This window comes from Pseudomonas sp. BF-RE-25 (genome assembly GCF_019956105.1).
Taxonomy (GTDB): domain Bacteria; phylum Pseudomonadota; class Gammaproteobacteria; order Pseudomonadales; family Pseudomonadaceae; genus Aquipseudomonas; species Aquipseudomonas migulae.
Window position 1 is genome coordinate 59,775 of the sequence record NZ_JAHBDB010000013.1, and the last position, 14,596, is coordinate 74,370.

Annotated in this window: 17 protein-coding genes; 8 read left to right on the plus strand and 9 right to left on the minus strand. The window is 60.1% G+C overall.

Features of this window, described 5'->3' with window-relative positions; all coding sequences use genetic code 11:
* Positions 1 to 53: 53 nt before the first annotated feature.
* On the plus strand, positions 54 to 359 hold the full coding sequence (locus KGB24_RS07880) for a PepSY domain-containing protein (protein ID WP_008032547.1): 306 nt from the start codon (positions 54 to 56) through the stop codon (positions 357 to 359).
* Between the two features lie 59 nt (positions 360 to 418).
* Here KGB24_RS07880 and KGB24_RS07885 read toward each other — a convergent pair whose 3' ends face one another.
* Positions 419 to 850, minus strand: coding sequence for a hypothetical protein (locus tag KGB24_RS07885; protein ID WP_223415564.1), 432 nt, complete (start codon positions 848 to 850; stop codon positions 419 to 421).
* Between the two features lie 111 nt (positions 851 to 961).
* Positions 962 to 2,587, minus strand: coding sequence for a methyl-accepting chemotaxis protein (locus tag KGB24_RS07890; RefSeq protein WP_223415563.1), 1,626 nt, complete (start codon positions 2,585 to 2,587; stop codon positions 962 to 964).
* Between the two features lie 345 nt (positions 2,588 to 2,932).
* On the opposite strand from KGB24_RS07890, the gene KGB24_RS07895 reads away from it, so the two are divergent.
* The 4 genes from KGB24_RS07895 to KGB24_RS07910 all read left to right on the plus strand — a co-directional run bounded on the left by KGB24_RS07895 (position 2,933) and on the right by KGB24_RS07910 (position 7,647).
* The gene (locus KGB24_RS07895; protein ID WP_192229145.1) at positions 2,933 to 3,955 is read left to right on the plus strand and encodes a transporter; all 1,023 of its coding nucleotides are present in this window, start codon (positions 2,933 to 2,935) and stop codon (positions 3,953 to 3,955) included.
* 239 nt (positions 3,956 to 4,194) lie between these two features.
* On the plus strand, positions 4,195 to 5,808 hold the full coding sequence (locus KGB24_RS07900) for an inorganic phosphate transporter (RefSeq protein WP_223415562.1): 1,614 nt from the start codon (positions 4,195 to 4,197) through the stop codon (positions 5,806 to 5,808).
* Between the two features lie 253 nt (positions 5,809 to 6,061).
* Positions 6,062 to 6,928 carry a hypothetical protein gene (locus KGB24_RS07905; RefSeq protein ID WP_008032558.1) on the plus strand — a complete coding sequence of 289 codons (867 nt, stop codon included), beginning with the start codon at positions 6,062 to 6,064 and terminating at the stop codon, positions 6,926 to 6,928.
* Positions 6,925 to 7,647 carry a TylF/MycF/NovP-related O-methyltransferase gene (locus tag KGB24_RS07910; RefSeq protein ID WP_007946102.1) on the plus strand — a complete coding sequence of 241 codons (723 nt, stop codon included), beginning with the start codon at positions 6,925 to 6,927 and terminating at the stop codon, positions 7,645 to 7,647. Before KGB24_RS07905 ends, KGB24_RS07910 begins: the two co-directional genes overlap by 4 nt.
* Before the next feature lie 94 nt (positions 7,648 to 7,741).
* Here KGB24_RS07910 and KGB24_RS07915 read toward each other — a convergent pair whose 3' ends face one another.
* Entirely contained in the window at positions 7,742 to 8,173 is a 432-nt protein-coding gene (locus tag KGB24_RS07915) for a multidrug/biocide efflux PACE transporter (protein WP_008032561.1), read from the minus strand.
* Positions 8,174 to 8,263: 90 nt separating this feature from the next.
* Between KGB24_RS07915 and KGB24_RS07920 the strand changes: the two genes are divergently transcribed.
* On the plus strand, positions 8,264 to 9,118 hold the full coding sequence (locus KGB24_RS07920; RefSeq protein WP_008032563.1) for a LysR family transcriptional regulator: 855 nt from the start codon (positions 8,264 to 8,266) through the stop codon (positions 9,116 to 9,118).
* A gap of 95 nt (positions 9,119 to 9,213) precedes the next feature.
* Here the strand turns inward: KGB24_RS07920 and KGB24_RS07925 are convergent, their stop codons facing one another.
* The 3 genes from KGB24_RS07925 to KGB24_RS07935 all read right to left on the minus strand — a co-directional run bounded on the left by KGB24_RS07925 (position 9,214) and on the right by KGB24_RS07935 (position 11,335).
* Positions 9,214 to 10,449 (minus strand): RNA polymerase sigma factor, encoded by a 1,236-nt coding sequence (locus tag KGB24_RS07925; protein ID WP_223415561.1) that lies wholly within the window; start codon positions 10,447 to 10,449, stop codon positions 9,214 to 9,216.
* Between the two features lie 48 nt (positions 10,450 to 10,497).
* A complete protein-coding gene (locus KGB24_RS07930; protein ID WP_008032567.1) occupies positions 10,498 to 10,842 on the minus strand; it encodes a YciI family protein in 345 nt (114 codons plus the stop codon).
* 67 nt (positions 10,843 to 10,909) lie between these two features.
* Positions 10,910 to 11,335, minus strand: coding sequence for a YybH family protein (locus KGB24_RS07935; protein ID WP_008032569.1), 426 nt, complete (start codon positions 11,333 to 11,335; stop codon positions 10,910 to 10,912).
* Positions 11,336 to 11,476: 141 nt separating this feature from the next.
* On the opposite strand from KGB24_RS07935, the gene KGB24_RS07940 reads away from it, so the two are divergent.
* Together KGB24_RS07940 and KGB24_RS07945 are read left to right on the plus strand one after the other, a co-directional pair.
* Positions 11,477 to 11,962 carry a GNAT family N-acetyltransferase gene (locus KGB24_RS07940; protein WP_223415560.1) on the plus strand — a complete coding sequence of 162 codons (486 nt, stop codon included), beginning with the start codon at positions 11,477 to 11,479 and terminating at the stop codon, positions 11,960 to 11,962.
* 7 nt (positions 11,963 to 11,969) lie between these two features.
* On the plus strand, positions 11,970 to 12,575 hold the full coding sequence (locus KGB24_RS07945; RefSeq protein ID WP_223415559.1) for a pyridoxamine 5'-phosphate oxidase family protein: 606 nt from the start codon (positions 11,970 to 11,972) through the stop codon (positions 12,573 to 12,575).
* Positions 12,576 to 12,709: 134 nt separating this feature from the next.
* Here KGB24_RS07945 and KGB24_RS07950 read toward each other — a convergent pair whose 3' ends face one another.
* The 3 genes from KGB24_RS07950 to KGB24_RS07960 form a co-directional block, all read right to left on the minus strand.
* Positions 12,710 to 13,198, minus strand: a complete 489-nt coding sequence (locus KGB24_RS07950) for a GNAT family N-acetyltransferase (RefSeq protein ID WP_223415558.1) — start codon at positions 13,196 to 13,198, stop codon at positions 12,710 to 12,712.
* Between the two features lie 96 nt (positions 13,199 to 13,294).
* Positions 13,295 to 13,780, minus strand: coding sequence for a GyrI-like domain-containing protein (locus tag KGB24_RS07955; RefSeq protein WP_223415557.1), 486 nt, complete (start codon positions 13,778 to 13,780; stop codon positions 13,295 to 13,297).
* Positions 13,781 to 13,846: 66 nt separating this feature from the next.
* Positions 13,847 to 14,509 carry a LysE family translocator gene (locus tag KGB24_RS07960; RefSeq protein ID WP_223415556.1) on the minus strand — a complete coding sequence of 221 codons (663 nt, stop codon included), beginning with the start codon at positions 14,507 to 14,509 and terminating at the stop codon, positions 13,847 to 13,849.
* Positions 14,510 to 14,596 lie beyond the last annotated feature (87 nt).

Sequence of the window (14,596 nt, forward strand, 5' to 3'; positions counted from 1 at the left end):
GTTGCCCCAGTTAATCTGGCCCCACTTAAACAGCTCACCAAGGAAAGAACCTCATGAAGACTTTGACTGCCCTGTTCACCGCTGCCGCCCTGACCCTCACCGCTGGCCTGGCGCAAGCTGATGTTCGCGTCGACCAGATCCCTGAGCTGGTCAAGAGCGGCAAGATCAAGCCACTGGAAGAAATGAACCAGGCTGCCCTGAAACTGCACCCGGGTGCGACCATCACCGACACCGACCTGGACAACCACTTCAATGGCTTCGAGTACGAAGTGGAACTGAAAACCGCTGACGGCAAAGAATTTGACGTGGATTTCGATGCCACCACTGGCAAAGTCCTGAGCAACAAACAAGACACCTGATACGCGCATAAAAAAAGCCGCACGATTTTCGGATCGTGCGGCTTTTTTGTGTTTTCGAATCAGGCCGACGTACTGACCATCGATCCCGCAGTGCTGCTGCCTTCTTCCTGCAACGCCGCCAACAACGCCGCCGTTGCGGTCTGCAACGAACCTGAGGTCGTCGCAATCTGCGACTGAGCCGCCGCCACATCGGCGGCCTTGGCGTCTGCACTTTCCTGTTTAGCCTGGGCCGCTTGCAGTTGTTGCTGTTGTTCCTGCAATTGCTTTTGCAGCTCGGCGATCTGCTTGCGCAGTGCTTTCACCGAATCCGATTCTTCGCTGCTGCTGGAGCTGCCGCCACTCGCCGCCGGTGTGCCGTCGGCGGACACCTTGGTGGTGTCGCTGGACGCCTCGGCGCTGGCGGTGACAGACGTGTCGTCAGTGCTTGCTGTGGCGTTGGCCGAAGCAGTGGCGACGGGCTGGATGATCGAAACAGACGAGATGCTAACCATGGCGTTTTCCATTGAGGTGATGGGAATACGCTCATCATCGACATCGGGTCAGCAGACTTGAGATCGACTGTGTACCCACTCGGTAAGCAAGCCGGTACACAGCCATTTCCCTTAGGCGCTCAAGCGCGCCGTCACCTCGTTCAACTGCCCCGACAACCCGTGCAGGTTGTGGCTGGCGGCTTCGGTGCGTTGCACATTGTCGAGGTTGGTACTGGCGATGCTGGTGATCTCGGTGAGGTTACGCGAAATGTCTTCGGCAACCGAAGTCTGCTCTTCGGCGGCGGTGGCGATCTGGCGGTTCATGTCGCGAATCGCTTCCACGGCATGCGTGATGCGCTCCAGCATGGCGCCGGCCTCGGTCACTTGCTGAACGCTTTCCTCGCTGCGCGACTGGCCGCTTTCTATCGCCTGAGCCGCGTCCACCGCACCGGTTTGCACGGTCTGGATGATCTGGTTGATCTCGATAATCGACGCCGCCGTGCGCTGGGCCAGGCTACGGACTTCATCGGCCACCACGGCAAAACCGCGTCCGGCTTCACCGGCACGCGCCGCCTCGATCGCCGCGTTGAGTGCCAGCAGGTTGGTTTGCTCGGCAATGCCGCGAATCACTTCCAGCACCTTGCCGATGCGGCCGCTGTCGGTTTCCAGTTGGCGGATGACCGTGGCGGTGTTGGCGATTTCGCCGCGCATGCGAGTGATGGTGTGGATGGTGCCCTGCATGACTTTTTCGCCTTGTTGGGCGGACTGGTCGGCATCGTCGGCGGCACGTGCGGCGTCGGCAGCGTGGCGCGCGACTTCTTGCGCGGTGGCAGACATTTCGTTCATCGCCGTGGCCACCTGATCAGTGCGGCTGAACTGTTCGTTGGTGCCACTGGCCATGAGGCCGGCGATTGAATTCAGCTCACCGCTCGCGCTGTCCAGATCCTTGGCGCTGCGCTGCAAACGGCTAAAGGTTTCAGCAAGAAAATCACGCAAGGTGTTGGCCGCCACCGCTAACTTGCCCAGCTCGTCCTGACGGGTGCTGGCCACGCGTTCGGCAAACTTGCCCTGGGCAAGTTGCGCCACGTAGTCGATCAATTTGCGGATCGGTTCAACCAGATTGCGATTGACCAGCCACAGGCTCAACAGCCCGATCAACAGGCCCGAAGCGAGCATCACAATGATGCCCAGCAACACGGTGCGATCGGCGCTGGCGCTGATCAGCTTCGACTGCTCGACGCCCTGTTTGCGCAATTCGCTGACCAGTTCGCTCATCTGATCGCTGGCTGCCCGGTCCACGCCCTTGACCGCCGTGTCGCCCGCCGTTGGGTCGGCACCGGCTGCCACGTAGGCATCACGGCCCTTCTGGTATGCCGCACCCAACTGACGATGCTCGTCACGCAGGCGTTCGATGCGGGTCTTGAGTTGCGGCTCGATGCCCTTCTGCCCGGCCAGTTCGCCGAGGATGCCCTGCACCTCGCGCTGACGGTCTTCGAATTGCTTCCAGTATTTGTCCAGGTCTGCCGGTTGCTTGCCACGCAGCAGAACGTTTTTCCATTCCTGCACCTGCACCTTGAATTGCAGATTGGCTTCATCGATCAATTGCGAAGTGTGCAGCGGGCCGTCAATGAGATTCGCGTAGCTTTGAACGCCATTCGACAGAAAGTGAAAACAGGCCAGAGCGATCAACAGCATCGCAAACAGGCTGCCGCTCAACAGGGCGAGAATTTGCGCTCTCAAGGACTTTTGCAAAGACATCGGAAGGTACTCGTGACAGGAATGAGGCACGCCCTTGGGAGGCGTGAAAATAATCCGGACATTCCCTGTCTACAACGTCGAACGCATGCTTTTGTAGGAGCCGGCTTGCTGGCGATAGCGTCCGGTCAGTCGGGAAATCTATTGACTGGCAGCACGCTATCGCCAGCAAGCTGGCTCCTACGAGATCGGCGTGTCAGGGCCGTTCTTGAGCGGTTCCGACAGCCGGTAGAAGGCACTTGGCCAGCCACACGAAGCTGTCACAAAACTGTCAAGACGCCTTGCGATGATGCGGCTCAAGTGAACCTGTGAAACCCGCGACAGGCCGCCTCCTCACAGCGAGACCTCATGAACCACAGCATCGACCAAAGCCATCGCGACCCGGACCTGTTCGGTCTGCTGTACGGTTTCAGTTTTCGTCCCGGTGAACGCGGTCGGGAAATCGATTCGGCCATGGCGTTGCGGTCCCTGCAACAACCGGACGACAGCGACGAATTTCTCTGGCTGCACCTGAACCTCGCTCACGCCGCGTGCGAGCGCTGGATGAAAAGTCATCTGGAATTGCCCGACGAGTTTTTCGAAGCCTTGCATGAAGGCTCGCGTTCGACGCGCATCGAGCATGTCGATTCGGCGTTGCTGGCGGTGGTCAACGACGTGGTGTTCAACCTCAGCAGCATGGTCTCCTCGGACGTGTCGACGCTGTGGGTGTGTGCGCGCAGTCGGCTGATCATCAGCGCGCGCCTGCAACCGCTGCACTCGGTGGACAAGTTGCGTTCCTCGGTGAAGGCCGGTGAGCGCTTTCGCTCGCCGCTGGAATTGCTCGTGCATTTGCTGCGCGACCAGGGCGAAGTGCTGACGCAGATCGTGCGCAAGACCAGCCTCAGTGTCGATCAGATCGAAGATGAATTGCTGTCCTCGCGGCTGTCGACCAACCGCGCAGAGCTGGGCGCCAATCGCAGGGTGCTGGTGCGCTTGCAACGACTGCTGGCGCTGGAGCCGGGCTCGTTGCTGCGCCTGCTCAATCGCCCGCCGCAATGGTTGCAGAAGGAAGACGTGAAGGAGCTGCGCAAATCCACCGAGGAGTTTGCGCTGATCATCAACGACCTCACGGCGCTGGGTGAGCGGATCAAGCTGTTGCAGGAAGAGATTGCCGCCAACCTCAACGAGCAAAGCAACCGCACGCTGTTCACCTTGACCGTGGTCACCGTGCTGGCGTTGCCGATCAACATCATTGCCGGTTTTTTTGGCATGAACGTGGGGGGCGTGCCGCTATCGCAGGACCCGGAGGGGTTCTGGATCCTGGTGGCCTTGGTTGCGACGTTTACGGTGATTGCGGGGCGTTGGGCGTTTCGTAAGCGCCAGGATTATTAATTCCCCCTCCGCCCCTGTAGGAGCGAGCCTGCTCGCGAAAAACCTGAGAGCGACGCGGGTTCTCAGGCTTTACGCGTTATCGTTCACGACCTTCGCGAGCAAGCTCGCTCCTACAGTGAGCGGTGTTGGGTTCGGATCAACGGAACGGTAAAAAACCCAAACACTGACCCAACGCAGCCTCCCTGTAATATTTAGCAACGATCATGACCGACACACTTCCCTCCTCAGGATTGTCCGTCATGGCTACTCCTTCCTACACCGCCGCCCAGGCGCCCGCCAGCAGCGCCAGACCCCAGCTCGACAAGAAACCCAACCTGTTCACTCTGGTGATTTTCTTCGGTGTGCTGGCCAGTGGACTGTTGTTCACCGCGTACAGCCTGATGCACGACATGAGCGAACTCGGCACGGTGGTCACCACTTGGACGCCGTTTCTGTTGCTGGGCGTGGCGCTGCTGATCGCGCTGGGCTTTGAGTTCGTCAACGGTTTCCACGACACCGCCAACGCGGTGGCCACGGTGATTTACACCAACTCGATGCCGCCGAATTTCGCGGTGGCCTGGTCCGGGTTCTTCAACTTCCTGGGGGTGTTGCTGTCCAGCGGCGCGGTGGCGTTCGGCATCATCGCCCTGCTGCCGGTAGAGCTGATTCTGCAGGTCGGTTCGTCCGCCGGGTTCGCGATGATTTTCGCCCTGCTGATCGCCGCGATTCTATGGAACCTCGGCACTTGGTGGCTGGGCTTGCCGGCGTCGTCGTCGCACACGCTGATCGGCTCGATCATTGGTGTCGGCGTGGCCAATGCCCTGATGCATGGCCGCGACGGCACCAGCGGCGTGGACTGGGCGCAGGCCACAAAAATCGGTTACGCGCTGCTGCTCTCGCCGCTGGTCGGCTTTGGTTTTGCCGCGCTGTTGCTGCTGGCCTTGCGCGCCTTCGTCAAGAATCGTGCGTTGTACAAGGCGCCAAAAGGCAACACGCCGCCACCGTGGTGGATTCGCGGCATGCTGATCGTGACCTGCACCGGCGTGTCGTTTGCCCACGGTTCCAACGATGGCCAGAAAGGCATGGGCCTGATCATGCTGATTCTGGTCGGCACGCTACCCATGGCCTATGCGCTGAACCGCACCATGCCGGCCGATCAGGCTTTGCAGTTCGCCGCCGTCGCCGAAGTCACCCAGCAAGCGCTGGTGAAAAATTCGCCGCTGCCGGCACCGGCCGACCCGCGTGCTGTGTTGTCCGACTACGTGCGCAGCAAGGAGGCCGCGCCGCAACTGATCCCGGCCCTCGCCGCGCTCACCGGCCGTATCGGTGCCGAGGTCAAGGGTTACGGCTCGTTGTCCAAAGTGCCCGCCGAAGCCGTGGGTAACGTGCGTAACGACATGTACCTGGCCAGCGAAACCATTCGCCTGATGGACAAGAACAAGGTCGGCAACTTCGACGCCGACACCAGCGGCAAGCTGCAACTGTTCAAGCAGCAGATCGACAATTCGACGCGGTTTATTCCGCTGTGGGTGAAGATCGCGGTGGCGATTGCACTGGGGCTGGGCACCATGGTCGGCTGGAAACGCATTGTGGTGACGGTCGGCGAAAAGATCGGCAAGTCCCACCTGACCTACGCGCAAGGCGCCTCGGCGGAAACCGTGGCCATGCTGACCATCGGCGCGGCGGACATGTTCGGATTGCCGGTGTCGACCACCCACGTGTTGTCTTCAGGGGTGGCCGGGACCATGGTCGCCAACGGCGGCGGCTTGCAGATGAAGACCATCCGCAATCTGCTGATGGCGTGGGTGTTGACCTTGCCGGCGGCGATTGTGCTGTCAGGCAGTTTGTATTGGTTGTTTACCCAAATTTTCTAGCCCCAACAGCCTGCTCCCCTGTAGGAGCGAGGCTTGCCCGCGAAGAATGCACTGCGGTCCAATTGAATGACCGCGTTATCGTTCTTCGCGGGCAAGCCTCGCTCCTACAGGGGGATTTTTTTGTCTGGAGCATGCTTTTCGTCGCAAATTCAGGGGATTGCGCTTTTATTGATCCACCACCCGCCGGATTGCACTTCAGTTTGCTAACGTGTGGCCGACTCTTAAGAGACTCGATGCATTCAGGAGTGGAATCGTGAATCTGTACATCAATCAGCTTCAACAGAAAGCTGACTTCAAAGAAGCTATCTACGCCGGCGACATCTTCCTGAACACTCAGCTGCGCGCTGCCAAAGAGCTATGTGCGTTCGCCCAGGAAAGCATCACCGCTGCCTTCGACGGCGAGACCAATCACCAGGCGCTGCACACGCTGATGCCGGTGGAAGAATTCGTGGTACTGGTGACGCGCCTCAAGGGCCAGTTCACCAATAGCCTGCGCGTCAAGGAACTGATCCTGTCGTTCATCGACGAGATTGGCGTCGACCCGCGCGAGTACATTTTCGACGTGCCGCGCATTCGCGTGGTGCCGAACTATGACTACCTGCACGCCGGTGTCAGCTATGCCTACAAACCGCATCGCGACACCTGGTACGGCAGCGTCGATTGCCAGATCAACACCTGGATGCCGGTGCACACCATCCGCCCCGACCAGACCATGATGATCAACGCCGGCTACTTCGACGTGCCGGTGAAAAACACCTCCAGCGAATGGAGCCTCAACGACTGGATCAACAATCAGCGGCACAAGGCCAAGGACAACCTCAAGGAGGAAGTCCGCGTGCATCCGGTGCCACTGGAGGCGATCAACACGGCGTCCGAAGTGCGCATTGCCGGCAACACCGGCGAGATGCTGATCTTCTCCGGCTCGCACCTGCACGGCACGGTCGCCAACCACACCGAACAAACCCGCTTCAGCGTGGATTTCCGCCTGATGCACCTCGACGATCTCAAACACAAGCGCGGCGCGATCAACGTCGACAGTGCCTGCCCTGATGTCGGTGCAGGCTTCAAAGACTACTTCCACGCCCACGACTTTTCTAATTTCCAAGGAATCGAAGCATGACCAAGCGTCGCATCACGCCTGCCGAGGCCCAGTACAACGAAACCCGTGCCAACGTTCTGAAACGGGTCGATGCCGAGTACGTGGCCGACGCACCGTTCGTCTTCGCCAACCGCATCGGCGTGACCGCTGCGCTGTCGCGTATGGAACTGTTCAAGAAGGTCGCTGAAGTACCGGGCGCGATCATCGAGTGCGGCGTGTACAAAGGCAACTCGCTGATGCTCTACATGCACTTGTCGATGATTCTCGAACCGTACGCGATCAACCGTTCGATCATTGGCTTCGACACCTTCGAAGGCTTCCAGAGCATCGACAAGAAAGAAGACCCGGCCGACGTCAACGAGACCATGTTCTCCGACACCGACCAGTCGCTGATCCAGGACATGATCGACGCCAACGACTTGCTGCGTCCGGTCAACCGCATCCCGCGTTGCGAACTGGTCAAGGGCGACATCGTCAAGACCGTACCGGAGTGGGTCAAGACCCGTCCGGACCTGGTCGTGGCCATGCTGATCCTCGACACCGACCTGTACGAATCGACCAAAGTCGCGCTGGAAACCTTTCTGCCGTACATGCCAAAAGGCGCCATCGTGGTGCTGGACGAAGTCGCTTACCGCAACTTCCCGGGCGAAACCAAGGCCCTGCGTGAAGTGCTGGACCTGAACAAGATCGAGCTCAAGCGTCTGCCGTTTGACAGCTGCGTAGGCTACTTCCACGTCTAACGCATAACCCCCTGTAGGAGCCGGCTTGCTGGCGATTCAGGCAACGCGGTGTGTCTGTTTCACCGAGTCGTCTGGATCGCCAGCAAGCCGGCTCCTACAGAGGTATACGCATCACCATTCGTTCGCGCACTACGTCATACACCCAGTGGTAAACGTAGGTGTACGGCAGGAAAAACAGCAACACCCCGATATCCAGCAAGAACGCCTGCCACAGGCTGACGTTGAGCCACCAGGCAATCAGCGGCACGCCGACCGCCACCAACCCGCCTTCAAACAGCAGCGCATGAACGACTCGCGTCCAGGCGTTGTGCGCAATCTCGAATCGCGTCAGCACGCGGTCAAAAATCCCGTTGAAGATCACGTTCCAGGCCAGGGCCAGCGCCGCAATGACAACGGTGACGACGCCCATGTCGAGCATCGGCTTGTCCATGATCCACGCCAGCAACGGGGTGCAGATCACGATGGCCAGCAGTTCAAAGCCGATGGCCTGGAAAATACGTTCAGTGATGGATTTGTTGGCGTTCATGAGCAGAACTCCCTGAGTGACTGTGGTTGCCATGATCCATCCTCACACCGATACTTCATAACCAATAACCATCGACCAGAGCGATAGTTCATGGCTTCTCAAGAAGTGTTGCAGGCGTTTGTGCAAGCGGCGACCCAAGGCTCGTTTTCCGCGGCGGCACGCAAATTGGGGCGCAGCCAGTCAACCATCAGTGCTGCGGTGGCGAGCCTGGAGATCGATCTGAATCTGGTGTTGTTCGACCGCAGCAGCCGCAAGCCCACGCTGACGCCGGCCGGGCACGTGATGTTGCAACGGGCCGAGGAAATCCTCGCGGCCACCAGCCGCCTGGAAATGACCGCCAGTCAACTCTCTCAGGGTGTCGAACCGAAGCTGACCGTGGCGATTTCCGACACCTATCAGTCCGACCGTTTCGAAGCGGCGCTCAGTGCATTCGAGCAGCGTTACCCGGACCTGGAACTCGAATGCCTGATCGCCGAATGCGATGACCTGGTGGCGCTGGTGCAAAGCGGTCGGGCGCATGTGGCGTTCGCCGAGCAACAGGACAGTTACCCGCCGGACCTGGTTAGTTCGACGGTGCAGGAACGCACGGAAATCGCCTTGTTCGTGTCCCGTGAGCATCCGCTGGCGACCCTGACCGGAATCGATCAGGAGCTGTTGCAGCAGCACCGGGAGCTGCGTCTGGCGACCATCGTCAATCCGTATGAAAGCCGGGCGAAGGGGCGCGTGTGGTCGGCACCGAGTTACTTGATGCTGCTGGAAATGGCTCAGGGTGGATTCGGCTGGGCGCCGTTGCCGCGATGGCTGGTGGGGCGGTTTGATGCCGGGACGTTGCAGGAGTTGAACGTGCGAGGGTGGCCGAAGCCGCTGTTCGTCGATGCGTTGTGGTCGCGGCTGCATCCGCCGGGGCCGGCGGGGAGCTGGTTGTTGGGCAAAATGTTGGAATAGCGGTGCGGCCATTCGCGGGCAAGCCTCGCTCCTACGAAAGGTGTGATGAACCTGTAGGAGCGAGGCTTGCCCGCGAAGGGGCCCGCCAAATCACCTCATTCCAACGCCTTGATCCGGGCCTCGATAAACCGCCGCTCCGGCACCTGCTGCGTCAGTTCCAACGCCCGCCCATACGCCGCCCGAGCCTCTTCTACCCTGCCCAACTGCCGACAAAACTCCGCCCGCGCCGAATGCGCCAGGTGGTAATCCAGCAATTCGCCGCGATTCAGAATCCCTTCAACCAACGTCAACCCCGCCAACGGTCCATCGCGCTTGGAAATCGCCGCCGCGCGATTCAGCTCAATCACCGGCGAAGGCACCGCCGCCAACAGCACATCATACAAACCCGCAATCTGCACCCAGTCCGTCTCCCCCGCCGTCGGCGCTTCGGCATGCACCGCCGCAATCGCCGCTTGCAGGCAGTAAGGTCCGAATCGCCGCGTAGTCAACGCCCGCGCAATCAGCGCGCACCCTTCGGCAATCAACCCGGCATCCCACAGCGAACGGTCCTGCTCATCCAGCACAATCAACTCGCCACTCGCCGACGTTCGTGCCGGGCGTCGTGACTCATGCAACAGCATCAGCGCCAGCAGGCCCATGACTTCGGGTTCGGGCAGCAATTCCATGACCAATCGGCCGAGCCGGATGGCCTCGCGGGTCAGATCCTCGCGAGTCAGTTCAGCACCGACAGACGCCGAGTAACCTTCGTTGAACACCAGGTAAATCACCCGCAGCACGCTGTCGAGACGCTCGGGCAATTCCGCCAGGGTCGGCACCTGATAAGGGATTTTCGCGTCGCGGATTTTCGCCTTGGCACGCACGATGCGCTGGGCGATGGTGGCCGGTGCCGAGAGAAACGCCCGGGCGATTTCTTCGGTGGTCAGGTCGCAGACTTCGCGCAACGTCAGCGGCACTTGAGCATCCGCCGCGAGTGCCGGGTGACAACAGGTGAAGATCAAACGCAGGCGATCGTCTTCCACGTCTTCGTCACTCCAGTCGGCCTGCTCCAGCGCTTCCAGTTGCGCGATCAGCATCGGCCGGGACGCGGCAAACCGCGCGCGCCGACGCAAGCCGTCGATGGCCTTGAAGCGCCCGGTGGACACCAGCCAGGCACGCGGATTGTCCGGCACACCGTCACGCTGCCAACGCTCGACCGCGATGAAAAAAGCCTCGTGCAGGGCCTCCTCGGCCAGATCGAAATCACCGAGCAAACGGATCAGGGTCGCGAGGATCCGCCGCGAGTCTTCGCGGTAAACCTGCTCGACCCGAGCCTTGACCGACACTTCAGCCATCAGTGCCGATGGCCTTCAATCACCCACATCACCACGCAAACCTCCTTATCAGGGATTCAATTGACGAACCGGTCGCACCTCGACACAGCCGACCCGGGCCGCCGGAATGTTGCCGGCAACCTGGAGGGCTTCATTGAGGTCTTTGGCGTCGATCAGGTAGAAGCCGGCCAACTGCTCCTTGGTTTCGGCGAACGGGCCGTCGGTGATCGACACTTTGCCGTTGCGCATGCGCACGGTGGTCGCGGTCTGCACCGACTCCAGCGCTTCGGCGGCGAGCATGCGGCCGCTGCCCTGGATCGATTCGGCGTAGGCCATGCACTCGGCGTCGTTGGGACTTTCGGGCAGCGAGTGCAACTCCTGTTCGTTGCTGTAGACCAGGCATAAATACTTCATGGGGCTCTCCGGATCGAACTGATCAACTATGGCTGCAGTTTGGCGCATGGGGGGCACTTCCCGACGATCAGGGCTGCAGACCGAACAGCGCGGTGCCGCTCGTCATGTCGAACGGTGCCGACCAGTGTTCGTGGACGATGCGCCATTGCCCGGCCTCGCGCCGATAGCAGCCGGTCACGCGCATCCAGCAGGCCTGGGTTTCGCCCTTCTCGTTGGTGCCGCCGCAATGGGCCAGCCAATGGGCGAAGGCGATGTGCTCGTCGGCCACGATGTTCATCTGGTCAAAATCAAAGGTGTGCGGGCCCTGGCACATTTCCATGCATTCCAGCCAATGCGCGCGGTAGGCCGCCTTGCCGCGAAATTGCAGGGCCTTGACCGCGTCGTAGGAGACGATGTCCTCGGCATACAACGCCATGATTTTCTCGAGATCCTTGGTGATGACCGCCTGACGATAGGTGTCGATCAGGGCCTGGATTTCGTGGGTAGCGTTCATGGTGGTTCTCCGTGTTTTTTGTTGTGAAGACACCCTTAGTCGTCCGGCAAGACGCCAGATCGACAGTCAAATTAAAAATAATCCATGGGCGCAAACTCGCTAGAATCCGAGGCTCATTTCTGTTGGAAAAAGGACACTCCAGTGACAACCCGACTCGTGCCTTACGAAACCCTGAACGCGAAGCAGCGCCAGGAGGTGGAGGCCATCGAAGTTCATCAGGAACAGATCAAGTTCTCCGGCGACATCCACGGTGCGTTGCACACCCTGCTGTCCAAACCCGGCCCCGGCGTCAAAGGATTCGCCCTGCTGGTCGAGGATGTCCCGGTAGCTTTCCTGCTGCTCAAACGCCCGCCAGTGCTGCCGGCCTGGGCCGACGAACACAGCGCCACCCTGCATGCGTTGCAAGTCGATCAGCGTCATCAGGGCAAAGGTTATGGCAAGGCCTGCCTGCAAGCCTTACCGGAGGTCGCGCGTCAGGCGTTTCCGGAAATACGGGGACTGGAGTTGTCGGTGGATGCGGACAACGAAGCGGCCATCGCGCTGTATGCAAAATTCGGCTGGGTCGACAGCGGCGAGGCCTACAAGGGCCGGATCGGTTACGAACGGCGGATGGGGCTGGTTTTCTGAGGTGGTTATGCTCGACAGCATCGAAGCACTGGAAGCAATTTACGGCCAACCCCACGAACGCGCGGTGCGCAAGCAAATCGCCTTTCTGAACGAGGATTATCAAGCGATGGTCCGCGCCTCGCCGCTGGTGATCATCAGCTCGGTCGACCCCGACGGCCTGGACGGCTCGCCGCGCGGAGACACACCGGGTTTCGTGCGAATCATCGATGAGCGCACCCTGGCGATCCCGGATCGCCCAGGCAACAACCGCATCGACACGCTACGCAATGTGGTGTTCGATCCGCGGGTGTCGCTGTTGTTCATCATCCCGGGGATCGGCGAAACCTTGCGGGTCAACGGCGCAGCGCAGATCAGCAATGAGCCGGCCTTGCTGGAAAGCTTCGCGGTCAACGGCAAACCGGCGCGCACGGTGATGCTGGTGACGGTGGAGGCGGCGTTTTTTCACTGCTCGAAAGCGATTGTGCGTTCGGATTTGTGGAACCCGCAGAAGCACCTGGATCGCTCGGCGCTGCCGACGGCCGGGGCGTTTCACAAGCGGTTGAATGATGGGCAGTTTGATGCTGAGACGTATGACCGGGAAGCGCCGGTGAGGGTGCGAGACAGTCTCTACTGACACGAAACCTGACCATTGTAGGAGCCGGCTTGCCGGCGATGGCGGCGCATCAATCAATACTGATGGCACCTGACACACCGCTATCGCCGGCAAGCCGGCTCCTACAGGGGATCTTCTGCGTTTGGTAGATGGGGTTACAACGCCAACACCATCTCATGCCACGCCATTCCGCCATGGTCCGACGCGGAAGGTTTGACGTAGGCAAACCCGAACCCGGCGTACAGCGGAATATGCCGCTCCTTGCACATCAGGTTGATGCTGGCCTTGCCCTGCGCACGCATGCGCTCGATGAACTCGCCCATCAGACGTTTCGCCAAACCCTGCCCCTGATAATCCGGATGCACAACCACCGACATGATCACCACGTGCGGGCCGGCCGGGTCGTGGCCGATCAGTTCCTTGAACGCTTCGTCCGACATCTCCACCTGAAACGCCGCACCGGAGTTGATGAAACCGGCTACAACGCCGTCCACTTCGGCGACGATAAAACCGTCAGGCCAGGTGGCGATGCGCGTGGCGATTTTTTCTCGGGTGGCAGCTTCGTCACCTTCATAGGCAACGGTTTCGATGGCGTAGCAGCGGTCCAGGTCAGCGGGGGTGACGTGGCGGATGACGGTGTTCATGGCGGCTCGGAATCAGCGGGGAAAGGCTGGGGATCATAAATCAGCCTGGGCATGACATCGAGAGGCGCATCGTTGATCCGCCTCCCGACGCACACCTCACGCTTTGATCGGCACCCAGATTTCCAGTTTTCCGGTGTTGAGCTTCGGGTTGAAGTCTTCGCTGTAGCGCTCATATTCCGGAGCATCCAGCACTTCATGCCCGGACTGCGGTTGCCAGGTGCCGAAGATGTACTGAAACAGCTGCGGCAATGCATCCAGCGGCCCTTTATGCTCGAACACCGCGTACAGCTGAGGCTGGACTTCTACCCAACGGTACTGATCCGGCAAGTCGTCGAGTTTGCTGATCTCAACGCCGGCGATGTAGTCGAAGCCGCCCTTGCCATCGAAATTGCAACACACGCCGTAGGTCACTTCGCCCTTTTGGCCCGGAACGTTTCCGATGTGCGGAATGAATTTTTCCCAGAGCACTGGAATGCCCTGGGTGGTTTGCTGAGTAAACCGTCCACCAAGCCCCGCAATGAGCAGGAAGTGCCCATGTTCGAAGCGTGGTTCCGGGAATTCGACGCTTTTTTTATCATCCATGACTCGGCTCCTGGTACAAAAAGTGGGTTCGGCTAGGAGTATAGAAGCCAAACCCGATTCGCCCAATTACAGCGTATGCAACGCCTCGGCGGCGCCAGCGCCAATAAACTCGTTGTACCCCGATAGGATCACGTACACCGCGAAATAGCAGAAGATCGCCGCCGATGCCATGTACGAATAACGCAACAGCTTGTCGCCCAGCAACTTGCCGCCATGGCTCGCGGCGAAGCACAGGCCTGCCGACCACAACAGTCCGGCACAGAGAAATCCGCCGAGGAACAATGCCGAGCTGAGCGCCCCGCCACCGCCAGACCGCGCGATCAGGGTGCCGCCCACCGCCGCGAACCAGAGTATGGCGCTGGGTGACGACATGGCGAGGAAGATCCCGCGAAAGAACTCCTTGCGGTGCGAGTTATGACCCACTTCGGCGGTCTCGGCCAACAGCGCCTCATGGTGGATCGCCGAATAGATCATCTTCGCCGCGAAATAGATCAGCAACGCCGAACCACCAATCCACAACACCCAGCGCACGGTTTCGTACTGCAGCAAAACGGTCATGCCGGCCAAGGCCAGCACGGCATAAATCAGATCGCCGACGCAGGTGCCCAACCCCAGCGCAAAGCCCTGAAAATAGCCGCGTTGCATGGCCAGCGTGATCATCGCGATGTTGGCTACGCCGATGTCCAGGCACAGAGAAAGGCTCAGCAAAAAGCCGCTGCTAAATTCCATCGACCGATTTCCTTCGGAAAAAAATTATTTACGTGGAGGCTGGACAGTCTGCCACAGCTGCCCTTACATTCCGCCACAGGTCACCGC